The organism is Stenotrophomonas sp. GW821-FHT01H02A (genome assembly GCF_059422145.1).
The window spans coordinates 88,539-113,217 of record NZ_JBWKWI010000006.1; the positions used below are offsets into that span (position 1 = coordinate 88,539).

General features: G+C 67.0%; 16 protein-coding genes. 10 read left to right on the forward strand and 6 right to left on the reverse strand.

Annotated elements, in window-relative coordinates; genetic code table 11:
- The first annotated feature begins 2 nt into the window (after nt 1-2).
- From AC07WC_RS10915 to AC07WC_RS10925, 3 genes are all read left to right on the forward strand, one after another.
- Complete coding sequence (locus tag AC07WC_RS10915) at nt 3-2,228, forward strand: NADP-dependent isocitrate dehydrogenase (protein WP_495210011.1); 2,226 nt, start codon at nt 3-5, stop codon at nt 2,226-2,228.
- Nucleotides 2,229-2,411: 183 nt separating this feature from the next.
- Entirely contained in the window at nt 2,412-4,124 is a 1,713-nt protein-coding gene (gene aceK / locus AC07WC_RS10920) for a bifunctional isocitrate dehydrogenase kinase/phosphatase (protein ID WP_495210012.1), read from the forward strand.
- Nucleotides 4,125-4,180: 56 nt separating this feature from the next.
- Nucleotides 4,181-5,056 (forward strand): energy transducer TonB, encoded by an 876-nt coding sequence (locus AC07WC_RS10925; RefSeq protein WP_495210013.1) that lies wholly within the window; start codon nt 4,181-4,183, stop codon nt 5,054-5,056.
- A gap of 42 nt (nt 5,057-5,098) precedes the next feature.
- On the opposite strand, the gene AC07WC_RS10930 is transcribed toward AC07WC_RS10925, so the two are convergent.
- The 3 genes from AC07WC_RS10930 to AC07WC_RS10940 form a co-directional block, all read right to left on the reverse strand.
- On the reverse strand, nt 5,099-6,685 hold the full coding sequence (locus tag AC07WC_RS10930) for a sensor domain-containing diguanylate cyclase (protein WP_495210014.1): 1,587 nt from the start codon (nt 6,683-6,685) through the stop codon (nt 5,099-5,101).
- 204 nt (nt 6,686-6,889) lie between these two features.
- Complete coding sequence (locus tag AC07WC_RS10935; RefSeq protein ID WP_495210015.1) at nt 6,890-7,906, reverse strand: cupin-like domain-containing protein; 1,017 nt, start codon at nt 7,904-7,906, stop codon at nt 6,890-6,892.
- Nucleotides 7,907-8,017: 111 nt separating this feature from the next.
- A complete protein-coding gene (locus AC07WC_RS10940) occupies nt 8,018-11,026 on the reverse strand; it encodes a TonB-dependent receptor (RefSeq protein WP_495210016.1) in 3,009 nt (1,002 codons plus the stop codon).
- 421 nt (nt 11,027-11,447) lie between these two features.
- On the opposite strand from AC07WC_RS10940, the gene AC07WC_RS10945 reads away from it, so the two are divergent.
- Nucleotides 11,448-12,725, forward strand: a complete 1,278-nt coding sequence (locus AC07WC_RS10945) for a sugar MFS transporter (RefSeq protein WP_495210017.1) — start codon at nt 11,448-11,450, stop codon at nt 12,723-12,725.
- Between the two features lie 9 nt (nt 12,726-12,734).
- Here AC07WC_RS10945 and AC07WC_RS10950 read toward each other — a convergent pair whose 3' ends face one another.
- Nucleotides 12,735-13,742, reverse strand: a complete 1,008-nt coding sequence (locus AC07WC_RS10950; protein ID WP_495210018.1) for a LacI family DNA-binding transcriptional regulator — start codon at nt 13,740-13,742, stop codon at nt 12,735-12,737.
- Between the two features lie 387 nt (nt 13,743-14,129).
- On the opposite strand from AC07WC_RS10950, the gene AC07WC_RS10955 reads away from it, so the two are divergent.
- Nucleotides 14,130-16,661 (forward strand): glycoside hydrolase family 3 protein, encoded by a 2,532-nt coding sequence (locus tag AC07WC_RS10955; RefSeq protein ID WP_495210019.1) that lies wholly within the window; start codon nt 14,130-14,132, stop codon nt 16,659-16,661.
- A 60-nt stretch (nt 16,662-16,721) separates the two neighbouring features.
- On the opposite strand, the gene rho is transcribed toward AC07WC_RS10955, so the two are convergent.
- Both rho and trxA read right to left on the reverse strand, forming a co-directional pair.
- On the reverse strand, nt 16,722-18,500 hold the full coding sequence (rho, locus tag AC07WC_RS10960) for a transcription termination factor Rho (protein ID WP_495210020.1): 1,779 nt from the start codon (nt 18,498-18,500) through the stop codon (nt 16,722-16,724).
- Between the two features lie 222 nt (nt 18,501-18,722).
- Complete coding sequence (trxA, locus tag AC07WC_RS10965; protein ID WP_019183509.1) at nt 18,723-19,052, reverse strand: thioredoxin TrxA; 330 nt, start codon at nt 19,050-19,052, stop codon at nt 18,723-18,725.
- 561 nt (nt 19,053-19,613) lie between these two features.
- Between trxA and rhlB the strand changes: the two genes are divergently transcribed.
- From rhlB to ung, 5 genes are all read left to right on the forward strand, one after another.
- Nucleotides 19,614-21,323, forward strand: a complete 1,710-nt coding sequence (gene rhlB, locus AC07WC_RS10970) for an ATP-dependent RNA helicase RhlB (protein WP_495210021.1) — start codon at nt 19,614-19,616, stop codon at nt 21,321-21,323.
- A 148-nt stretch (nt 21,324-21,471) separates the two neighbouring features.
- Complete coding sequence (ftsE, locus tag AC07WC_RS10975; RefSeq protein WP_019183511.1) at nt 21,472-22,158, forward strand: cell division ATP-binding protein FtsE; 687 nt, start codon at nt 21,472-21,474, stop codon at nt 22,156-22,158.
- Nucleotides 22,155-23,105 (forward strand): permease-like cell division protein FtsX, encoded by a 951-nt coding sequence (gene ftsX, locus AC07WC_RS10980; protein ID WP_495210022.1) that lies wholly within the window; start codon nt 22,155-22,157, stop codon nt 23,103-23,105. The genes ftsE and ftsX overlap by 4 nt, the downstream gene beginning before the upstream one ends.
- 7 nt (nt 23,106-23,112) lie before the next feature.
- Entirely contained in the window at nt 23,113-23,955 is an 843-nt protein-coding gene (locus AC07WC_RS10985; protein WP_102788609.1) for a response regulator, read from the forward strand.
- Nucleotides 23,952-24,671 carry a uracil-DNA glycosylase gene (ung, locus tag AC07WC_RS10990; protein WP_495210023.1) on the forward strand — a complete coding sequence of 240 codons (720 nt, stop codon included), beginning with the start codon at nt 23,952-23,954 and terminating at the stop codon, nt 24,669-24,671. Before AC07WC_RS10985 ends, ung begins: the two co-directional genes overlap by 4 nt.
- The last annotated feature ends 8 nt before the right edge of the window (nt 24,672-24,679 follow it).

Genomic DNA, 24,679 nt, shown 5'->3' on the forward strand with positions numbered 1-24,679 from the left:
CCATGTCGAACACGCCCAAGATTCTCTACACGCTCACCGATGAAGCCCCGTTCCTGGCCACGCAGTCGCTGCTGCCGATCGTCGAGGCCTACACCGCCACCGCCGGCATCGCCGTGGAAACCCGCGATATCTCGCTGTCCGGCCGGATCCTGGCGCTGTTCCCGGATTACCTGAAAGATGACCAGAAAGAAGCCGATCACCTGGCCGAGCTGGGCCAGCTGGCGACCACCCCGGACGCGAACATCATCAAGCTGCCCAACATCAGCGCCTCGGTGCCGCAGCTGAAGGCCGCGATCAAGGAACTGCAGGACCAGGGCTTCGCACTGCCGAATTACCCGGACGTGCCGACCGACGACGTCTCGCGCGACATCAAGGCGCGCTACGACAAGGTCAAGGGCAGCGCGGTGAACCCGGTGCTGCGCGAAGGCAACTCCGATCGCCGCGCACCGCTGTCGGTGAAGAACTACGCCCGCAAGCACCCGCACCGCATGGGCAAGTGGTCCAAGGAATCCAAGTCGCACGTTGCGCACATGGACGGCGGTGATTTCTACGGCAGCGAAAAGTCGGCCACGCTGGCCAACGCGGGCAGCCTGAAGATCGAATTGTTCAAGGCCGATGGCAGCAGCGTCGTGCTCAAGGAAAAGACCGCGGTCAAGGCCGGCGAGATCGTCGATGCCGCGGTGATGAGCCGCAATGCGCTGGCCAGCTTCGTGCAGGCGCAGATCGCCGATGCCAAGGCCAAGGGCGTGCTGTTCTCGCTGCACCTGAAGGCCACCATGATGAAGGTCTCCGACCCGATCATGTTCGGCGTGGTGGTCCAAGAGTTCTACAAGGATGTGCTGGCCAAGCACGCCGACGTGCTCAAGCAGGCCGGTTTCGATCCGAACAACGGCATCGGCGATCTGTTCGCGCGCCTGCCGCAGCTGCCCGAAGCCACCCAGGAGGCGATCAAGGCCGACCTGGCCGCCGAGTACGGCAAGCGCCCGGGCCTGGCCATGGTCAATTCGGACAAGGGCATCACCAACCTGCACGTGCCGAGCGACGTGATCGTCGATGCCTCGATGCCGGCGATGATCCGTGACTCCGGTGGCATGTGGAATGCCGACGGCAAACTGCAGGACACCAAGGCCGTCATTCCGGACCGTTGCTACGCTGGCGTGTATCAGGCCGTGATCGACGATTGCCGCACCCACGGTGCCTTCGACCCGGCCACCATGGGCTCGGTGCCCAACGTCGGCCTGATGGCGCAGAAGGCTGAGGAATACGGCTCGCACGACAAGACCTTCCAGATCCCGGCCGACGGCACCGTGCGCGTCACCGACGACGCCGGCAAGGTGGTGTTCGAGCACGCCGTGCAGACCGGCGATATCTGGCGCATGTGCCAGACCAAGGATGCGCCGATCCAGGACTGGGTGAAGCTGGCCGTCAACCGCGCCCGCCTGAGCAGCACCCCGGCGGTGTTCTGGCTGGACGCCAACCGTGCGCACGACGCGCAGGTGATCGCCAAGGTCGAGACCTATCTGAAGGACCACGACACCAGCGGCCTGGACATCCGCATCCTGGCGCCCGTGGAGGCGACCGCCTTCTCGCTGGACCGCATCCGCAAGGGTGAGGACACCATCTCGGTGACCGGCAACGTGCTGCGCGATTACCTGACCGATCTGTTCCCGATCATGGAGCTGGGCACCAGCGCCAAGATGCTCTCCATCGTGCCGCTGATGGCCGGTGGTGGCCTGTTCGAGACCGGTGCCGGTGGTTCGGCACCCAAGCACGTGCAGCAGTTCGTGGAAGAGGATTACCTGCGTTGGGATTCGCTGGGTGAGTTCCTGGCCCTGGCCGCCTCGCTGGAGCATCTGGGCAACCGTTACGACAACGCCGGTGCCACCGTGCTGGCCAAGACCCTGGACCAGGCCAACGGCCAGTTCCTGGACAACGACAAGTCGCCGTCGCGCAAGCTCGGTGGTATCGACAACCGCGGCAGCCACTTCTACATCGCGCTGTACTGGGCCCAGGCCCTGGCCGCGCAGGATGACGATGCCGCGCTGAAGGCCCGTTTCGCGCCGCTGGCCAAGGCATTGGCCGACAACGAGCAGACCATCGTCGGCGAGTTGGCGGCGGTGCAGGGCAAGTCGGTCGATATCGGTGGCTACTACCGCCCGGACGTGGCCAAGGCCAGCGCCGCGATGCGCCCCAGCAGCACCTTCAACAGCGCGCTGGCTGCGCTGTAAGGCAGCGGTCCCGCACCTGCGGTGATCGATGAAGAACCCGCGCTCCGGCGCGGGTTTGTTCATGGGCGCCCGCTGGGCAAGCGCCCTGTCGCTGCCGTATGGTGGCAACAGGTTCCCTGGAAGTGGATGCATGCGCGCTCGCTGTTCCTGCCGGTTCTCTCACTGCGCTGTCCGGGGTGTCGCATGAACACGGCAGCGGATGCGCTGGCGCGGCTGATCCGCGATGGCTTCGAGGACTACCATGCGCGCTTCGCGGCGATCAGCCGGCGCGCGCGGCAGCGTTTCGAAAAGAGGGACTGGGCCGGGGCCCGGCAGGATGCCGTGGAGCGCATCGGGCTGTACGACCTGTGCATCGCCGGGACCGTCGATGCCCTGCGCCGCGCAGCGGGCGCGGACATCGGTGAGCGCGCGCTGTGGCTGCGCATACGCCCGGCCTACGCCGCACTGCTGGCCGGATTGATCGACGCCGAACTGTACAAGACCTTCTACAACACGCTGGCACGTCGGCTGTTCGCCACCCGCGGCGTGGACGGGGCGATCGAGTTCATGGCGATGGATGTTGAGCCGTCCGATGCCATTACCCATCCGGTCGCGCGACACAGCTACACGCTCTCTCCCACGCGCCCGGCGGACGCGTTCATGCGCGTGCTCGGCGACTATCGGTTCGATGTGCCGTATGCACACCAGCTGCGCTGCGCCGCGGCGGTCGCCGTGCGCCTGCAGGACGATCTGGCACATTGGGGGGATTACCCGGTGCGCAGCATCGAACTGCTCGATACGGTGTTCTATCGTGAGCGCCGCGCCTATCTGGTGGGGCGCGTGTTCGGCGAGCATCGCTTCTCGCCCTGCGTGATCGCACTGGTCCATGACGAGCGCGGCCTGCGCGTCGATGCCGTGCTGAGCCGACGCCGCGATGTCGCGCATCTGTTCGGTGTCTCACGCAGCTATTTCCAGGCGGACCTGGCCACGGTAGGCGATGCGGTGGTGTTCCTGCGCAGCCTGCTGCCGGGCAAGCCGGTGGATGAGATCTACACCGTGCTCGGCCGCGCCAAGCAGGGCAAGACCGAGCGCTATCGCACGTTCTTCCGTCACTTCCAGGACCAGCCCGGCGAGCAGCTGGTGCACGCCGATGGCACGCCCGGCATGGTCATGGCGGTGTTCACCCTGCCCAGCTATCCATTGGTGTTCAAGCTGATCCGGGACCGTTTCGCCTGGCCCAAGACCCTGACCCGGCACCAGGTCGAAGAAAAGTATGCGTTGGTGTTCAATCTCGACCGGGTTGGCCGGTTGCTTGACGCGCAGCCCTATCGGCACCTGCGTTTCCCGAAAGCGCGCTTCTCCGCTGCGCTGCGCGAGGAACTGCTCACCCAGTGCGCCGGCAGCGTGCACGAGGAAGGCGATGAGCTGGTGATCGCGCTGTGCTACGTGCAGCGGCGATTCCGTCCACTCAATCTCTACCTGCGGGAGCAGACCGCCGAGGCCCGCCGCATCGCCGCACTCGACTACGCGCAGGCGATCACCGACATGGCGCGCAACAACATCTTTCCCGGTGACATGCTGCCGAAGAATTTCGGCGTGTCACGGCACGGGCGTGCGGTCTTCTATGACTACGATGAACTATGCCTGGTCACCGAGTGCACCTTCCGCAGCTGGCCAACCCCGCGCAACGAACAAGAAGCGCTGGCCGATGAGCCGTGGTTCCAGATCGGCCCGCAGGATGTGTTTCCCGAGCGGTTCTGGATGTTCATGGGGCTGCCGGCGCCCGAGCTGGCGGCGGTGCGCGAGCACTTCGGCCATCTGTTCGATCCGGCGTGGTGGCAGCGGTTGCAGGCCGGCTTCGTCGCCGGTGATTTCCCGGACACGCCGCCCTATGCCGGGGTGCTGCGGCTGGCCTGATTGGCGGCGTGGTCGCGGCTGCGCTAGGCTGTGAGGCATCCACAAGGAGAGGTGCGATGGGGTATTCCCGGATTCTGGCAGTGGCGCTGGCGTTCAGCGGGGTCGGTGTGGCGTTGCCCTCCGAGGCGGGCGCGCAGACCAAACGCGAGGTGCGCGAGCAGGCAGAGGCCAGCATGGTGCTCACCGGCGAGATCGACATCGGAACCGATGGCAGCGTGGAAACGTTCCGCCTCGACAAGCGTGGGCAGGTCGACGAGACCCTCGTGCGATTCGTCGAGGGCGCGGTGCAGACATGGCGTTTCGCGCCGGTGCTGGTGGATGGTCACGCGGTCAGGGCACGTACGCCGGTGAGCCTGCGGTTGGGGGCGAAGAACCGCCCCGATGGCAGCAGCCTGGTCACGCTGCTGGCGGCCAACTTCGAGCAGTACGACCAGACGGCGACGGACAGCGTCACCCGGTTGAAGATGTCGCCCCCGGCGTATCCCGAGGATGTCTACAACGCGGGTGGACGCGGCGACGTGCTGCTGCTGGTGCAGGTCGGGCGCGATGGCAAGGTGCTGGATGTGGCTGCCGAGCAGGTCAACCTGCGCGTGATCGCCAACGAGGCGAACATGCGCAGGATGCGCGACAAACTGGCACGGGTATCGATGGGCGCCGCGCGCAAATGGACCTTCAAGGTACCGAGCAGTGGCGACAGCAAGGATGACGCGAGCTGGACCGTGCGTGTGCCGGTGCGCTTCTCCTTCGGTAACGAGGTAGAGCGCTACGGCCGTTGGGATGCCTACATTCCTGGCCCGCGCCAGCAGGCGCCATGGCGCAGCGACAAAGCGATGAGCGCCGATGCCAATGCCGATCTGCTGCCGACCGACGGAGTCTTCATGGCGGATGCCCCCAGGAAGGGCCCCACGCTGCTGACGCCGCTCGGCGGCTGAGCTGCCCGGGACCGCGGGCGTGCTGCGTCCGCGGTCCTTGTCTCAACCGATGCTTGGGCTGTCGGGTTGCGGATACATCACGGTGCGGTTGCGGCCCTGTTCCTTGGCCATGTACAGCGCCTTGTCGGCCAGCCGCAGCGCCTGCTGTGGATCGTCATGGTAGGTCGGGTAGTGGGCCACGCCCAGCGACACGGTGACCGTGCCAACCTGCTCGAACACTTCGGCGGCAACCTGCACGCGCAGGCGCTCGGCAACCAGAGCGGCGTGGGTGACATCGATGCCTGGCAGCAGGATCAGGAACTCTTCACCCCCATTGCGGCAGAGCAGGTCGGTATCGCGCGCGTCATCGCGCATGAGCTGCGCGATGCGCAGGATCACGGCATCGCCGACCGCGTGGCCGAAGCGGTCGTTGATGGTTTTGAAACGGTCGATGTCCAGCGCGATGATGCCGAACGGCTGGCCGCGTGCCTGCCAGTCCTCCAGCCCCTGCTGCAGGCCGCGCCGGTTCTGCAGCCCGGTGAGCGGGTCGGTCATGCTGGCGCGGTTGAGCTTGCCGATGCGGTCCTGCAGCAGGTTGAAGCTGTACAGCAGGGCGGTCTTGAGCTGGGCCACCTCGTAATACCAGGCGCGGATGCCGGTGACGTGGCGGATGGCGATGCCGGTATCGCGGTTCTGCACGTTGCGCGCCAGCTGCCACAGCGGCAGCGAGATGCGCCGCGCGAACCACCAGGTGATCAGCAGCGACAGGATGCCCAGCGGGATCGCATTCCAGATCACCGACGACATCAGTTGCGACAGCGATGCCAGGGTGGCCGTGGTCGGGCGCTGGGCCACCACGCCCCAGCCGACGCTCGGCACCGGTGCATACCCGGCCAGCATCTGCACGCCGTGGCTGTTGCGCACCTGCTGGGCGCCGGAATGGCCCTGGGTGACGGCCTGGACGGCCGGGTTCTCCCGCGCGAACTGCCCGACCCGGTCCTGCTCGATGTGGTACAGGATGCGGCCGTTGCGGTCGACCACGTACAGATAGGATCCATCGCGGTAGTAGTGCTTGCCGAGCAGCGACTGCAGGATGCTGCGCTGGCGCAGGTAGATGGTACCGCTGACGTAGCCCTGGTACTCGCCCTGCGTGGAGAAGATCGGATGCGAGATCGCCACCAGCAGCCGGCCGGTGGCCGACTGGTACGGATCGCTGATGAATGGCACGCGGCGGGCCAGGGCGTCGCGGTTGCCGGCACTCCTGAGCAGGACGCCCTGCAGCGCCAGGCTCTGCGGTGAGGTGGCCAGCACCGTACCGCCGGCATCGACGATCAATACCGAATTGAAGCTGTTCGTCTGCAGCTGCAGGCGCGCAGCCTCGGCCTCCAGCGCCTGGCGGTCGTGCCGACGCTGGCCAAGCAGGGTCGCGCTGTAGGCGACCTGCTGCTGGGCGGACAGGACGAAGTTCTGGGTCGACTCGGCGAGCTTGCTGGCATAGACGCGGTTGGCTTCCAGCGTGTTGCCGATCAGCTGTTCGCGCTGCACGCGGTAGCTGGCATGCAAGGTGTTGGCCAGGGCGATGATCGCGCTGAGCAGGGCCAGGGCAAGGATCAACGTGCCGAGGTTGAGGCGGGCGGGCAACGAGCGCATGCGGTTCACGGGCAGCAGGGTGCAGCACCAACCGGAACTCGCGGATGGAACGGCAGCAGCGAAGCAGTCAGGAGCGCACGACATGGCGTCGAACCGGTGCGCGTCCCGCGCCCGTCCCCCGACGACCCCGCCCCCGGGCGGTCAACAACTCTTGGGCGGCGATTATTGCGGATTACCTCCCCGCGTGGGTGAAAGGGAGCTGGTTCAGCGCTCCAGGCGCTTGCGCAGCACCCCGCGCAGGTGATCGGCGCCGGCCTGGTCGAGCGGGCCGAGCACCCCGCGCAATGCCTCGGGAACATGGGCGGCGGTATGTTCGTCGGCGTCGAAGACGTAGTGCTGGAACAGCGCCTGCCAGTGCGCGCGCTGTACCGGTGGCAGATCACGGATGGCCAGCAATGAGAGCATCAGTGCGTTCATCGGCGCGTCCATCCACGCCGGCACCGGCCGCCACCAGTAGTTGACCAGCACGTTGAACGCCTCCAGCCCTTCCATGTGGTGCCACCACAGCGACGGGATGAACACCGCATCGCCCGGCCCCAGCTCGGCCACCTGCGCGTGTGCCAGCGCCTCGCCGAAGCGCGGAAAGCGCGCCAGGTCCGGTGCCGCGAAGTCGACCAGGCTGACCGCCTGCCCGGCCGGCGTGAAGTCCAGTGGCCCGATGTACAGATTGCCGACCTGCGATGGCGGGAACAGCGTGACACGGCGGCGGCCGGCGGCCACGCAGGCGAGGTTGTCCGGCACGTCCTGATGGGCGGCGATGCGCGAGCGGTTGCCGATCCAGATGCTCGCCAGCGGATCGGCCACGCCCAGGTCCAGTGCATTGGCCTGGCGGAAGCCGGGCAGGAAGCTGTCCAGTGTGGTCGACGCCACGTAGATCGACGGCGGTGCCGGCGCCGGGGCGTACTTGAGCAGGGTGTCGAGCACGACCTTCAGCGGGATCTGCTCGCGGCGGAAATTGAAGCCGCTCATGTCCGCGTTGTAGAACACCCGTCCCTTGGCCTCCGGCGGCGCCGTGGTGGCGGTGACCGGCATCGTGCCGTGATCGAACTGTTTGAGATGAGCGACCGCCGCCTGCGCGGACTGCACCGCGGCGGTGACCAGTGGCCACCCGGCGACCAGCCCGCGGATCACCTTCGGCGTGGTCCAGCCGGGCAACTGCGTATGCAGCTGCGCCGGATCCGGATCACGCACTTCCTCGATCGGGCCGGGCATGGCGGACATCGGCATCCTGTAGGCAGGGGCGGGTGGCGCCCACGGTAGCGCGCGGGTGAGGGAAGCGAAAGGCCGCGGGATGAGCGCGGCCTTCCGGTGCTGCAGGTCGGGAACCCCGACTCAGAACTTGTAGCGCACGCCGAACATGTAACGCGGGCCGGTCTGGGTGGCGTAGCGCAGCATGTTGGAATGGCGCGCGTAGGTGCGCATGGTCTCGTCGGTCAGGTTGATCGCCTCCAGGCTCAACGTCAGCTGGTCGCTGACCGCGTAGCTGATGTTGAGATCGAGCTGGCCGTAGGCCTCGGTGTAGTTCGGGTTGGGGCCCTGGCCACCGATGCCGTTGAGGAACTTGTCGCGCCAGTTGTAGGCCGCACGCACCTGCCAGGCATTCTTCTCATAGAAGGCCACGAGGTTCGCCGAGTCGCTCAAGCCGATCATCGGGTACTGGTCGCCGAGGCTGTAGTTGTCGAAGGTCAGGCCGGACTTGACCTTGGTGTAGTTGGCCGCCAGGCCGAAGCCGGATTGGCCGAACAGGTGCTGCACCGCCAGTTCCCAACCGTCCAGATGGTCGGAGCGCTGGTTGGCCGGCACGGTGGTGTCGAACCCGGCGACCGGATCGCCCGGCTGGCCGACGATCGTGCCGGTCATCTGCCCGGCCGAATTGCGCCCGGTGTAGGTCACGCCCGGGTCGCCGGCATGGTTGGTGAAGATGTAATCGCGGATGCACGGCATGTCGGTCGCGCCGCAGCCGGACCCCAATGCCTCGTTCCAGTACGCGCCACCGACCGGCGTGTGCAGGGTGCCGGTGTTCTCGCGCACGATGGTGTTGCTGATGAAGTTCTTGATGTTCTTGCGGAAGAAGCCGACCGAGGCGTAGCTGGATTCACCGTAATACCACTCCAGCGACAGATCGAAGTTGTCCGACACCAGCGGCTCCAGTCCCGGGTTGCCGCGCGAGCCGGTGCCGCCTTGGGTGCGCACGATGTCGTCCACCCGCGAGCCGCTCTGGATCTGGGTCCAGCCGGGCCGGCCGATGCTGCGGCTGTAGCTGCCACGCAGCGCGAGCGCCTCGTTGATGTCCAGCTTCAGGTCCAGGTTGGGCAGCACGTAGTTGTACTTGCCGGTGCCGCCGACGAAGGTGCCGTTGGCGTCGTAGGTCACGTTGAACTCGTTGGCCGAGCCCCAGCTGATCCCGGTCGGCAGGCGGACCAGCGCCTGCGACTCCACTTCGGTCTGCTCGTAGCGCACGCCTGCGGCGACGTGCAGCGGCATCGACCAGTCGAACGTGGTGCGGTACTGCGCGTAGGCGCTCTTGGACTTCTCCGTGGTGCGGATGTCTTCGGAGTACTCGGTGGGCGCGACATAGCAGGTCGGGCAGGCCGGTTCGGCATCGGTGGCGACCCCGGCAGCCTGCGCGCGCAGGCGGTCGAAATCGAACACCAGGAAGCGGCCGGTCATGCGCGGATCGTTGTGGCCGGAGAACGCCTTGAAGTAGCGGCTCATGTCGTCGGCGTACCAGATGTTGTCATCGTAGTCCGACGGATCGCCCAGGCCGCCCCAGCTGTTGCGCTGCATGATCGCCGAGGCCGAGCGGTTTTCCACCTGGGTGTAGCCGACGCCGAAGTCCAGCGCCGAGTAGTCGGCGAATTTGAACGTACCGCGGCCCTGGTACTGCTCGACCTTGGACTTGTTGTAGCTGTTCTGGAAGACCGAGCCGGTGACCAGCGCATCGGAGGCCTGCACGCCGCCCGGCGGCAGGTCCATGTGGATGATCGGCAGGTCGCCGCTGTAGTCCACGGTGGTGGTGCCGCGTACGAAGGCGGCCACGCCGAGCACGCCGGCCGAGCCGTAGGGGCCATCGGGCTGCGATTCGGCGGTGGAGTTGTGGAAATCGAAGGACAGATCCAGCGCGTCGTTGACCTCCCAGTCGACGTTGAAGCCCAGCGAGTCCATCGAGTTCTTGGTCGCCAGCTTCATGCCGCCCATCGAGACGTCCGAGCCGGTCATGTCCTCGCTGTAGATGATCGGGGCCGCGATCGGGCCATTGGTCCAGGTGCTGTCGCCGGGGCCGTAGTTGAACCATACCGACAACTCGCTGCGCTGCTGCTGCACCTTGTTCTCGACATAGGTGTAGTCCAGCGTGGTGGTGATGTTGTCGGCCGGCTTCCACTGGAACGTAGCCTGGCCGTTGGTGCGCTGGCGCTGTACGCCATTGACGTTGTACGCGGTGTTCTGCGGGCGACCGTAGACATCCTCAGGGCCCGGACGGTTGGTGATGCGGTCCGCATAGGCCTGGCCCGGCAGCGGCAGGGCACGCCCGTCGGTATCGTTGCCGCGGAAGGTCGCCCAGCCCTCGGCCACCGTGGCCTGGTTGAAGCCGGAGTCGCGCTCCTGGTGGCTGGCGCTCAGCGCCACGCCGAAGCGGCCATCGGCATAGGTCTGGCTGAAGATGCCGGACAGTTCACCCGTGACTTTCGAGCCCTGCAGCGTGCTCGGCAGGTTGTCGTTGGAGGAATCGTTGACCGCCTTCAGTCCGAGGCTGATCACCGGTTCGGATTCCAGCGGCCGCATCGTCTTGATGTTGATCGTCGCACCGATGCCGCCGGCCGGGTTGTCGGCACGCCCGGTCTTGTAGACCTCCACCGCCGAGACGGACTCGGCGGCCAGGTTGGCGAAATCGAACGAGCGCGAGCTGTTCAGGCCGGCGCCGCCGGCGCCGAGGTTGGAGGCGGGCATCTGCCGGCCGTTGAGCAGCACCAGGTTGTAGTCCGGGCCGATGCCGCGCACGGTGACCTTGGAGCCTTCGCCACTGGCGGTGCGGTCGATGGAGACGCCGCTGATGCGCTGCAGCGACTCGGCCAGGTTGGTATCCGGGAACTTGCCGATGTCTTCGGCCACGATGCCATCGACCACGCCCTGGCTGTCGCGCTTGAGGTTCATCGACGAGGTGAGGCTGCCACGGATACCGGTGACCTGCACCGTATCGAGCGTGGTGGGATCGACCCCCTCCGGGGTGGTCGTGGTGTTCTCTCGGGCCGCCGGATCCTGTGCCCAGGCCGGGCCGGCCAGGACAGCGAGAAGTGCGGAGGTGAGCATCGCCTTGCGGGGTACGGCCTTGTACGTCTTCATGATGATCCCTCCCCAGGGAATTCGATCGTGGCGGTTCTGCGTTGTGTCGGCGCGGGTTCCAGTGCGCACGGCCCGGATTGGAGCCATGGTTGACAGCGTTGTCAACAAACGCCATCCCCGGTCTGCTTTCATCGACGACCGCCACGCGTTCCTCCTTGCAGGCGCACCGGTCTCCTGCGCAGCGGAAACGCTGCAACGCAGGCGTTGCAGCCCGATTCTGCCGGGGCGTAAGCGACCGGATGCGCGACGGCAAGGCGTTGTGCAGTGCAGAACGAAACTGCGCGAAGTGCTTGCGGTGCGTGCACTGCAGCATCCCGGGAATGATCGGGCAGATAGCTGACAGCGCTGGACAATCGCGGTCCAAGCAGGTTCCATGTCTGGCCGCCGACTGGCCGGCACTCCCAATCTGGAAGGACATGCAATGGACACTCCTGCTGCCGTCCGCGGACAACACGTGCAAAGCAATGGCGTTGCACTGGCCGTGGTCACCGCCATCTTCTTCATGTGGGGCTTCCTCACCTGCCTCAACGACATCCTGATCCCGCATCTGAAAGCGGCGTTCGCGCTGACCTGGGTGCAGGCGATGCTGGTCCAGTTCACTTTCTTCGGCGCGTACTTCCTGATGTCGCTGCCGGCCGGGCGCCTGGTCGCGGCGGTGGGTTACAAGCGTGGCATCGTCGCCGGGCTGGCCATCGCCGGCGTGGGCGCGCTGCTGTTCTGGCCGGCCGCGCAGGCGCATGTGTACGGCCTGTTCCTTGGCGCGCTGTTCGTGCTGGCCACCGGCATCACCGTGCTGCAGGTGGCCGCCAATCCCTACGTTGCCCTGCTCGGGCCGGAACAGACCAGTTCCAGCCGCCTGACCCTGGCGCAGTCGATGAATGCGCTGGGCACCACGATCGCCCCTCTGTTCGGCGGGCTGTTGATTCTCTCGGCCGCACCGCGCACCGCCGATGAACTGGCCCTGCTGCCGCAGGCCGAGGCGTTGGCGTATCGCGCTGCCGAAGCGCAATCGGTGCAGGTGCCGTACTTCGGTCTGGCGGTTGCGCTGTTCGTGCTGGCGGTGGCGATCTGGATGTTCCGCCTGCCGACCATTCCCGGCGTGGAAGACACGACGGCAGGCAATCGTGGCCGCCTGCGCGATGCGCTGCGCCACCGCCACCTGCGCTACGGCGTGCTGGCGATCTTCTTCTACGTGGGGGCGGAAGTATCGATCGGCAGCGTGCTGGTCAACTTCCTGTCGATGCCGGGCATCGGCGAGGGCCTGACCGAACAGGAGGCCACGCGCTACGTATCGCTTTACTGGGGCGGTGCGCTGGTCGGGCGCCTGCTCGGTGCGGCGTTGCTGACCCGCCTGGATCCGCGTCGCATGCTCGGCGTCTTCGCGCTGATCGTGATCGCACTGCTGACGGTGACGATGCTGGGCAGCGGCAACCTGGCCAAATGGAGCGTGGTGAGCATCGGCCTGTTCAACTCGATCATGTTCCCGACCATCTTCGCGCTGGCGATCGCCCGCCTTGGCACATTGACCGGCCAGGCCTCGAGCCTGCTGGTGATGGCGATCGTCGGCGGTGCGGTAATCCCGCTGGCGATGGGCTGGCTGGCCGACCATCACGGGCTGCAGGTCTCCTTCCTGCTGCCGATGCTGTGCTACCTGTTCATCGCGTTCTACGCGTGGCGCGGTTCGCGCCACGGCGGCTGAGGCCGGCGGTCAGCGGCGACGCGGTGGGTGCGTGGATTCGCGCACCAGTACCGCGTGGTCGACGGTGACCATGATCCCGGCCTCCGGAGAGCGGATGCGGTCGATCAACTGCTCGGTGGCCAGCTTGCCCATGGCGGCGGTCGGCTGCCGCACGGTGGTCAGCGCCGGGTAGATGTGCCCGGCGATCGGCGTGTCATCGAAACCGCAGACCGACAGATCACGGGGAATGCGCAGGCCGCGCTGGCCGGCCACGCGGAACACTGCGGCGGCCATGTCGTCATTGGCGGCGAAGATCGCCGTCGGCGGCTCCGGCAGGTCCAGCAGGGCGTTGGCGGCGTCGATGCCGGATTCGAACGAGAACTGGCCATTGACCACCAGCGCCGGGTCGTACTCGATACCGTACAGGCGCAGCGCCTGGCGGTAACCGGCATGGCGCCACTGGCAGGCGCCATGCGCACGTGGGCCTTTTATGTGGCCAATGCGGCGATGCCCTTGTGCGACCAGATGGCCGATCAGTTCGACCACTGCGGTGGTCTCGTCCATGCGCACGCCGATGCAGCCGTCCGGATGCCGTGGTGCGATGGAGGCGTACGGAATGTCGTGCTCTTCCAGGTAGGCCAGCACCACCGCGTCATCGGTCAGCGGTGGGATCAGCACCACCCCGTCGGGGCGCGAATTCTCGAACAGTGCGGCGAGGTCGGGCAGGGTGCGGCGTGCCGTTCCCACCGGGCCCAGGATCAGGTTGTAGTGGTGGGCGTGGCACGCCTCCAGCATCCCGTTCTGGATTTCCATCAGGTAATTGCGCGAAGGATTGTTGTAGACCAGCGCCAGCGCATACGAACGCTGCCCGGCCAGACTGCGTGCCGAGAGATTGGGTTTGTAACCCAGGCGCGTCACCGCGGCCAGCACGCGCTCGCGGGTTTCCGCGCGCACGTTGGGCTCGTTGTTGAGCACGCGGGAGACCGTCTTGATCGACACACCCGCAACGGCGGCGACATCCTCGATACGACTACGCATGGTGCGGGGGTTCCTCTTGGAGGGGCGGGCCGGCAGATGCCGATGGTAGTGCGCTTGTGTCACATCGGTGTTGCCGATGCAGGCGGATGTTGCCATGCCGACGACACGCATGGCGGGTTCGCGTTTTCCATGCCGCGATGCAGCACTTCAAGCCCCGGCTGGACACGCGTAATGCCCACCAGCCCTGTGGCGACGGGAGTCCGGCCACAGGCGTGCGCCCAAGCGGTTGACAGCGTTGCCATGGGCTTATATGACAGCGCTGTCAGACAGGGGCGCTGACCGACGCAGTATCGCCACCCCGCCGGCCACCTGCTTCGCGACGCGGGCGCTGCCCGGCCGCGGTCGCACCCGTCCGTACGCGCACATTCCATGGGAGGAAGAAGTCCAGTGAGCAGTTCCAAGAAGACGATTCTCGCCACCTGCCTGTTGGCGGCGTTGGCCTCGACCGCAGGCGCCGCCCCGGCCACGAGCGAACGGCTGCAGGACTGGCCACGCGTGACCAGTGCGATCGCAGCGGATGCCGCGCTGGAAGCGCGGGTGCGGGAGATCGTGGCGCAGATGACGCTGGCGCAGAAGGTGGGCCAGATGACCCAGCCCGAGATCAAGATGATCACGCCCGATGAGGTGCGGCAGTACTACATCGGCTCGGTACTCAATGGCGGGGGCTCCTGGCCGGGCATGGACAAGCACGCCACGGTCGCGCAGTGGCTGCAGCTGGCCGACGCCTACCGCGCTGCTTCGCTGTCCACCGATGCGCGCACGCCGATCCCGGTGATCTGGGGCACCGATGCGGTGCACGGGCACAACAACGTGTATGGCGCCACGCTGTTCCCGCACAACATCGGCCTGGGCGCAGCCGGCGACGCCGCCCTGATCGAACGGATCGGGCAGGCTACCGCGCACGCGGTGCGTGCCACCGGGATCGACTGGGTGTTCGCGCCGACGTTGGCGGTGGCGCACGATCCGCGCTGGGGCCGCACCTATGAAAGCTATTCCTCTGACCCGCAGCTGATACGCGAATTCGCGCAGGCCTACGTCAAGGGCGCGCAGGGGCGCTTCGGCGACGACGGCAATGTCGTCGCTACCGCCAAGCATTACATCGGCGACGGCGCGACCGACAACGGCCGCGACCAGGGCGAGGCGCTGGTCGACAAGGCCACGATGGTCAATGTGCACGGGCAGGGCTACTACGGCGCGCTCGGCGAAGGCGTGCAGACGGTGATGGCCTCGTTCAACAGCTGGAACGACCGCCGTGGCGGCGTCGACTACGGCAAGATGCACGGCAACAAAGCGCTGCTGACCGGTGCGCTGAAGGAGAAGATGGGCTTCGACGGCTTCGTCGTTTCCGACTGGAACGGCATTGCCCAGGTGCCGGGGTGCCGCAACGACAGCTGTGCGCAGGCGATCAACGCCGGCATCGACATGGTGATGGTGCCCGACGACTGGAAGGCCTTCATCGCCAACACCACGGCCCAGGTGGAGAGTGGCGAGATCCCGATGGCGCGCATCGACGATGCGGTGACACGCATCCTGCGCGTGAAGCTGCGCGCGGGATTGTTCGATCACAAGCCGTCCGACAGCCGCTACGCCGGCGATCCCGCCGCCGTGCAGCATCGCGAGTTGGCGCGCCAGGCCGTGCGCGAGTCGCTGGTGCTGCTCAAGAACGATGCGAAGGTGCTGCCGCTGCGTCGTGATGCGCGCGTCATGGTCGTGGGCAAGAGTGCCGACAACCTGTCCGATCAGTCTGGCGGCTGGTCGCTGACCTGGCAGGGCACGGAAAACCGCAACGCCGATTTCCCCAATGCCGATTCGGTGCTGGGGGCATTGCGCGCCGAGCTGGGCGCGCAGAACGTTGCCTACAGCGCCGATGCGACGGCGCTGGATCCCAGCCGGTTCGATATCGTGGTGGCGGTGATCGGCGAGACGCCGTATGCCGAAACCAACGGCGACATCCTGGCGTCTGATTCGGTCAGCCACAGCCGTGCCTATCCCCAGGACCTGGCCGTGCTGCGCGCGGCCCAGGCCAGTGGCAAGCCGGTAGTGACCGTGTACTTCTCCGGGCGCCCGATGTACACCAACGACCTGCTCAACCAATCGCAGGCGTTCGTGGCGGCGTGGCTGCCGGGCACCGAGGGCAAGGGCATCACCGATGTGCTGGTGGCCGGCAAGGACGGCAAGCCTGCGCATGATTTCCGCGGGCGCCTGAGCTTCCCGTGGCCGGGCGTGCCGTGCCCGGCGCCGATCGACCGCCCGGATCCGAAGCAGCCGCCGTTGTTCAAGCTTGGCCACGGCCTGAGCTACCGCACGCCGGGCAAGGTCGACCGCCTGCCCGAGGCCAACCCGGACAACTGTGGCGAAGTGACCACGCTGCCGATCTTCAACCGGGCCGATACGCCGCCGTTCGCGCTGCATGTGGCGGCCGGTGCGGCGACCCAGCCGCTGGGCAATGACCTCAACGCCACATTGCGCTGGCCGACCGCCGCGCCGGTGGTGCAGGTGCGCACCGTGCAGATCAACACCCAGCAGGATGCCAAGGAAGTGACCTGGCTGGCCCCGGCGCAGCTGCTGGCACGCAGCAGTTCGCGTCGCAATCTGGGGGCGCTGGCCCGTACCAAGGGCGCGCTGCAGTTCGATGTGCAGCTGGTGCACCGTCCTGCCTCGCCGGTGAAGGTGACCATGCAGTGCGGTACCGGCTGCGAGGGCGGCGTGGATATCGCGCCGGTCCTGGCCAGACTCTCGCCGGGGCAGAAGCAGACCGTGACCGTGCCGCTGGCGTGCTTCGCCAGGCAGGGCGTGGACCTGGGCGCGGTGGAGGCGCCGTTCGTGGTGAGCGCCGACAAGCCGTTCGCGGCGGCGTTCACCCAGGTACGGGTGTCGACCGGCAGCGCCGAAGCGGAGGGGGCAGTGGCCTGCCCCTGAGTCCCGTAATAGAAAAGGCCCCGCAGTGCGGGGCCTTTTCCTGTCCGGATGGCGCGCCGATCAGCGCTTCATCGAACCGAAGAACTCGTCGTTGGACTTGGTGTTCTTCATCTTGTCGAGCAGGAACTCCATCGCGGCCATTTCATCCATCGGATGCAGCAGCTTGCGCAGGATCCAGATCTTCTGCAGCAGCTCCGGTTCGATCAGCAGATCTTCACGGCGGGTACCCGAACGGTTGATGTCGATCGCCGGGAACACACGCTTTTCGGAGATGCGACGGCTCAGGTGCACTTCGCTGTTGCCGGTGCCCTTGAACTCTTCGTAGATCACCTCGTCCATCTTGCTGCCGGTATCGACCAGCGCGGTGGCGATGATGGTCAGGCTGCCGCCTTCCTCCACGTTGCGCGCTGCGCCGAAGAAGCGCTTCGGACGGTGCAGGGCGTTGGCGTCCACACCACCGGTGAGCACCTTGCCGGAGCTGGGCACCACGTTGTTGTAGGCACGCGCCAGGCGGGTGATCGAGTCGAGCAGGATCACCACGTCCTTCTTGTGCTCGACCAGGCGCTTGGCACGCTCGATCACCATTTCGGCGACCTGCACGTGACGGGCGGCCGGCTCGTCGAAGGTGGAGCTGATGACTTCGCCGCGCACGGTGCGCTGCATTTCGGTCACTTCTTCCGGGCGCTCATCGATCAGCAGCACGATCAGGTGCACGTCCGGATGATTGGTGGTGATCGCCGTGGCCACCTGCTGCATCATCATCGTCTTGCCGGCCTTGGGCTGGGAAACGATCAGCGAACGCTGACCCTTGCCCTGCGGTGCCATCAGATCGAGGATGCGGCCGGTGATGTCTTCGGACGAACCGTTGCCACGTTCCAGGGTGAAGCGCTTGCGCGGGAACAGCGGGGTCAGGTTCTCGAACAGCACCTTGTTCTTGGACGCTTCCAGCGGCTCACCGTTGATGGTGTCCACGATCGACAGTGCGAAGTAACGCTCGCCGTCCTTCGGGAAGCGGATGCGGCCGGACAGGTGATCGCCGGTACGCAGGTTGAAGCGGCGGATCTGGCTGGGCGAAATGTAGGTATCGTCCGGGCCGGCCAGGTAGCTGGCTTCGGCCGCGCGCAGGAAGCCGAAGCCGTCCGGCAGGATTTCCAGCACGCCATCGGCGGCGACGCCGTCGCCATGACGGGTCAGCACCTTGAGCAGGGCGAAGATCACGTCCTGCTTGCGGGCACGGGCCACGCCTTCGGAGATCTGCAGCTGCTCGGCGATCTCCAGCAGCTTCTGCGCCGGCATGCGCTTGAGGTCGCTCAGCGAATAGACCGGGAAGCCTTCGGGTACGTTGGCCTGCTGGCTGCGCACGAACGGCTGCTGTTCGCCGTTGTCCTGCGGCATGCCGTCATCGTTGTAGCGATCACCACCGCGGTTGCGGTCACGGCGATTGCGGAAACGGTCGCGGCGGTTGCCCTGGCCTTGGCCTTGGCCCTGGTTCTGATTCTGGCCCTGCTGGTACGGGTTCTGCCCGCCCTGCTGGTTCTGGTGCCGGCCATTCTGGTTGCGCTGGCCACCGTCGCCGGTGTCCTGCTGACCACCGCCCTGCGAGGGCGATGCGTCGCCACCGGCAGGGGCTGCCGGTGCCGATGCCTGCGGGGCTGCCGAAGGGGCGGCGGCCGGCGCCGGCGCGTCAGACGCGGCAGCCAGAGGCAGAGCGGGTTGTGAGGGGGGGGAACCTGCGTCGGCAGCGGTGTTGGCGGCGGCCTTGGCGACGCGCGGCTTGCGCACGCGCTTCTCGGCGGGCGCGTCGGCGCTCCCGGGTTCGGAAGTAGTGATATCGGACAAGTGCTGGATTCCTCGCTAGAAGGTGCGAGCGCCCGGCAGGGCGGCGAACGTTGGGAAAGGATCTGGAAGGAAACTGCGTCCAGAAGATGCGGCGCGCGAATGCGGCCGGATATGCCGACACTAACACCGGCTCGCGGCAGCGCGCAAGCCGGGTGGGGCGGGGTCATTCATGCGGGCGATGGGCCCGCGGGGCAGCCGGACAAAGCCGACTGCCTGCTGCGATCAGGCCAGGGCCTTGTCGAGCATGCCGGCCAGCTGGGCCTTGCCGACAGCACCGATCTGCTGGGCCTGGACTTCGCCGTCCTTGAACACCAGCAGCATCGGGATCGAGCGCACGTGGTACTTGGCGGCCAGGGCACGGTTCTGGTCCACGTTGACCTTGGCGATCTTGGCGCGGCCGTTGTAGGCATCGGCCAGTTCGTCCAGCGCCGGGGCGATCATCTTGCAGGGACCACACCATTCGGCCCAGAAATCGACCAGCACCGGTTCCTTGGAATTCAGCACTGCGCTATCAAAGTCGGCGTCGCCGACATGTACAACCTTGTCGCTCATCTTGGTTTCTCGTCTGGTAATGCACCCGGCAGGGCCGGAGGAAGTTGAATTTGGGCAACGCCAACCGGGCGTCACCCTCGTCTGGTGCCTCGTGGCCGCGGGCGGCCAGCGGTGCGTTCGGCGGATGCCTGGACGCTCACGGGGCGCAGTGTACCGCTATCGCCGTGACCGGACAGACGCTGGTTGGAAAGAAGCGTCCCGTGATCGCCCCCCCTGTGTTGTCGCGACGATCCCGTCCTATATGCGGGCCGGACAGACCGGTTCCAGCCCCGCCAACCGCGCTGTTCAACCGGCGGCAGGGCCGGTGAACACCGGGTGCAGAGCGCCCCTCTGGCCCGGGCAGCCCCCTGCAAAAGCGCGCCGGGCGGGCATTCTCATGGGTGCGCGCGACAGGTGATCCCGGTTTGGCACCGACATTGCGCTAAACTGGGGCATTGTGCGGCGCCCTGGACCTGGAGTCCGGCCCCGCCAATCCCGGCGCAGGGGCCGTTTGCGACGGTGCCCCCCAAGATTGCAAGCCACCCCGCACCTCTGCCGGGATGGCCTTACCAAGACGGACTCATGAGCGACAAACCGCTGACCGATTTGACCTTTTCCACTTTCGAGCTGCATCCGGCGCTGTTGGCCGGGCTTGAAAGCGCTGGTTTCACCCGCTGCACGCCGATCCAGGCGCTGACCCTGCCGGTGGCCTTGCCCGGCGGCGACGTTGCCGGCCAGGCGCAGACCGGCACCGGCAAGACCCTGGCCTTCCTGGTCGCCGTGGTGAACCGGCTGCTCAGCCGCCCCGCGCTGGCCGACCGCAAGCCGGAAGACCCGCGCGCGCTGATCCTGGCGCCGACCCGCGAGCTGGCGATCCAGATTCACAAGGACGCCGTGAAGTTCGGCTCCGACCTCGGCCTGCGCTTCGCGCTGGTCTACGGTGGTGTGGATTACGACAAGCAGCGCGAGATCCTGCAGCAGGGCGTGGACGTGATCATCGCCACCCCCGGCCGCCTGATCGACTACGTGAAGCAGCACAAGGTGGTCTCGCTGCACGCCTGCGAGATCTGCGTGCTCGACGAAGCCGACCGCATGTTCGATCTGGGCTTCATCAAGGACATCCGCTTCCTGCTGCGGCGCATGCCCGAGCGCACCACGCGCCAGACGCTGCTGTTCAGCGCCACGCTCAGCCACCGCGTGCTGGAGCTGGCCTATGAGCACATGAACGAACCGCAGAAGCTGGTGGTGGAGAGCGAATCGATCACCGCCGCCCGCGTGCGCCAGCGCATCTACTTCCCGGCCGACGAAGAAAAGATCCCGCTGCTGCTGGGCCTGCTCTCGCGCAGCGAAGGCGCCCGCACCATGGTGTTCGTCAATACCAAGGTATTCGTCGAGCGCGTCGCGCGTTCGCTGGAGAAGGCCGGCTACCGCGTCGGCGTGCTCTCCGGCGATGTGCCGCAGAAGAAGCGCGAGAGCCTGCTCAACCGTTTCCAGAAGGGCCAGCTGGAAATCCTGGTGGCGACCGACGTGGCGGCCCGTGGTCTGCACATCGATGGCATCAAGTACGTCTACAACTACGACCTGCCGTTCGATGCCGAAGATTACGTGCACCGCATCGGCCGTACCGCGCGCCTGGGCGAAGAGGGTGATGCGATCAGCTTCGCCTGCGAGCGCTACGCGATGGGCCTGCCGGACATCGAGGCCTACATCGACCAGAAGATCCCGGTCGAGCCGGTCACCAGCGAGATCCTGACCCCGATCCCGCGCGCGCCGCGTGCACCGCTGCCGGAAGGCGAGGGCGACGCCGAGGGCGAGGAGAACGAGAGCGTCGGCCAGATCTTCCGTGAAGCACGCGAAGCGCGTGCCGCCGAAGAGCAGCGCCGTGGTGGTGGCAGCAGCCGAGGCGGCAAGCCGTCCGGTGGCCGTGGCGAGCGCCGCGCCCCGGGCGAGCGCAGTGCCGATGGCAAGCCGCGCCGCGAGCGCAAGCCGCGCGTGGAAGGTGAGCAGCCGGTGGTCGCCGCCGATGCCGCCGCCAAGGCGCCGGTCGCCCCGACCGCCGCCCCGTCTGCCGCAGGCAGTCCGGCGGTGGAAGGCGAGCGCGCCCCGCGCAAGCGTCGTCGTCGTCGCCACGGCCGTCCGGTCGAAGGTGCCGAAGGCGCGGCAGCGACCGGCCCGGTGACCCCGGTGCAGGTGACGGCCAAGCCGATGCGCGGCACGCCGGCCGCCGATCCGGGTGCCTCGTTCCTGACCCGCCTGGGCCGCAAGATCCGCCGGATGCTCTCCGGCTCGTAAGACTGACAGCCCCAGCTGTGTCGCCTGGGGTAGTGCCGGCCGCTGGCCGGCGCTCGCGGTGCACGCACCACGTGGAGCCGGCCAGCGGCCGGCACCCACGGATGCACCCCACCTCCACGCCGCCATCCTCGTCCTGCATAATCAGGGCATGAGCGTCCTGCGTTTTGACAATGTCAGCAAACAATACGCTGGCGGCCACCAGGCACTGGTGGACGTCAGCTTCGATGTCGCCCCCGGGGAGATGCTGTTCGTCACCGGTCATTCCGGTGCGGGCAAGAGCACCCTGCTCAAATTGATCCATCTCGACGAGCGGCCCAGCCGCGGCGCGGTGATCTTCGATGAGCGCAACCTGCTGAAGGTACGCGGCGGCAGCATTCCGCGGCATCGGCGCGAGGTCGGTGCGGTCTACCAGGACCACCGCCTGCTGATGGACCGCAGCATCGCCGAGAACGTCGCCCTGCCGTTGATCCTGCGTGGCACCCGCCGCAACGAGATCGGCAAGCGCGTGCGCTCGGTGCTGGAACGGATGGGCCTGGGCCATCGGGAAAAAGCGCTGCCCTCGCAGTTGTCCGCCGGTGAGCAGCAGCGCGTCGGCATCGCCCGTGCGATCGTCGGCGAGCCCAAGCTGCTGGTCGCCGATGAGCCGACCGGCAATCTCGATCCCACCCTGGCTGCCGAAATCATGGCGTTGTTCGCCGAGCTGCCCGACCGCGGCACCAGCGTGCTGGTGGTCAGCCACGATCTGGCCCTGCTGCGGCGCATGCGCAAGCGCGTGCTGATCCTGGACCACGGGCGCCTGGTCGACGACATCTCGCCGCAGGACCTGGCCGAATGAATACTCCGGTGAGCAAAGAAACCGCCGCGCCGTCGCGCTTCGGCGTGTGGCTGCACCATCATGGCCACAGTGTGGTCTTCAGCCTCGGCCGCGCCTGGCGCAAGCCGTGGGCGACCCTGCTCACGGTGATGGTCATGGCGCTGGCGCTGGCCTTGCCGCTGGGCCTGTCGATCGCGCTGGACAACCTCAAGCATTTCGCCGGCAGCGTGCAGCAGTCGCGCGACATCAACCTGTTCCTCAAGACCGACGCCGGGGCCGATGCGGCCGGCCAGGTCGCCGAGACCCTGCGCGGTCGTGCCGATGTGGCCAAAGTCACCGTGCAGACCCCCGAGCAGGGCCTGGCCGAGCTGCGCGAGAGCGCCGGGCTGGGCGAAGCCATCGATGCACTGCATGACAACCCGCTGCCGACTCTGCTGATCGTGACCCCGGGCGAGGGTGCCGATGACGCGCGCCTGGCGCAGTCGCTGGAAGGCCTGCCGCAGGCCGATCTGGTCCAGCACGATGCGCTGTGGCGCAAGCGGCTGGATGGCTGGCTGGGCTTCGGCACGCGCCTGGTGCAGGTACTGTCGGTGCTGCTCGGCCTCGGTGCCGCGCTGGTGGTCGGCAACACGGTGCGACTGGACATCCAGGCCCGCCGCGATGAGATCGGCGTACTGCAGCTGCTCGGCGCCAGTGACGGCTTCATCCGGCGCCCGTTCCTGTATCTGGGCGCGTGGTACGGCCTGGGCGCCGGTGCGGTCGCACTGGCCCTGATCGGTGCCGCCGGGCTGGCGCTGCGCCCGCCGCTGGCCGCGCTCTCGCAGAGTTACGGCAGCCCGTTCGTGCTGCATGGGCTGGACCTGCTGCATTCTTCGTTCGTGCTGCTCGGCACCGTGGTGCTGGGCTGGCTGGGCGCCTGGCTGGTGACGGGGCATTTCCTGCGCCAGACCCGTCCCACCGAAACCTGAGCCCCGCATGCGCCCGCAAGCCCTCAAGCACCTCGTCGACGACGCACCGCGCGTGATGGTCGTCGACGGCTCCAAGCTGGTTCGCAAGTTGATCGCCGATGTGCTGCAACGCGAACTGCCGGCGGTGGAGGTGGTGGGCTGCGCGAGCATCGCCGAGGCACGGGCGGCGCTGGATGCTGGCCCGGTCAGTCTGGTCACCACGTCGCTCACGCTGAGCGATGGCGACGGGCTCGATCTGGCGCGCATCGTGCGCGACGCGGCCGGCCAGGCCTACGTGCCGGTGATCGTGGTCTCCGGCGATGCCCAGCAGCATCTGGAGCAGCGCCGCTTCACCGAGTACGTCACCGATTATTTCGACAAGGCGCTCGGCCATGAGGCGCTGGCCACCTTCATCCGCGGCTACGTGCAGCCGGAGACGATTCCCGGCGCGACCATCCTGTACGTCGAAGACAGCCGCGTCGTCGCCGAAGCGACCAAGCGCATGCTCGAGCGGCAGGGCCTGAACGTGCTGCACGTGTTGACCGCCGAAGATGCGTTCGCACTGCTCACCGCCGAGTCGCTCGGCCGCAGCAGCCATCGCATCGACCTGGTGCTGACCGACGTCACGCTCAAGGGCGAGCTCAGTGGCCGCGACGTGGTGCAGCGCGTGCGCGTGGATTTCGGCTACGGCAAACGCCGCCTGCCGGTGCTGGTGATGACTGGCGACGGCAACCCGCACAATCAATCCGGCCTGCTCCAGGCCGGTGCCAACGATCTGGTGCAGAAACCGATCGAAGAGCGGCTGCTCATCACCAAGGTGCTGTTCCAGCTGCGTCTGTCCCGCCTCAACGACAAGCCTGCAGTGCGATGAATGATGATGTAGTACCCAGCATCCAGCTCGAACCGAGCTGGAAGACGCGTATCGGTGATTACCTGCTGCGCCCGGAGATGCGGGAGCTGTCGGCCTTCCTGCGCCAGCGCAAGGCCGCAGGTGCCCAGGTGTTTCCACCGGGCCCGCAGATCTTCGCCGCCTTCGATGCCACGCCGTTCGACCAGGTCAAGGTGGTCATCCTCGGCCAGGATCCGTATCACGGGCATGGCCAGGCGCATGGCCTGAGTTTCTCGGTGATGCCGGGCGTGCCGGTGCCGCCGTCGCTGCTCAACATCTACAAAGAGATCGAGGCCGATCTGGGCATCCCGCGCCCGGACCATGGCTGCCTGTTGCCGTGGGCACACCGCGGGGTGCTGCTGCTCAACGCCGTGCTGACCGTGGAAGCCGGCAACGCGGGCTCTCATCAGCGGCGCGGCTGGGAGGGTTTCACCGACCATGTGGTGGACACGCTGAACCGCGAGCGCGAAGGCCTGGTGTTCCTGTTGTGGGGCAGCTACGCCCAACAGAAAGGCAAGGTCATCGATACCGGCCGGCACCGCGTGCTCAAGGCGCCGCATCCTTCGCCGCTGTCGGCGCATCGCGGCTTCCTCGGCTGCCGGCATTTCTCGATGACCAACGAGTACCTGCAACGTCGTGGCCACGAGCGCATCGACTGGTCGCTGCCACCGCGTGCCGCGCTGGAGCTGCAGGCGTAGTCACCCGG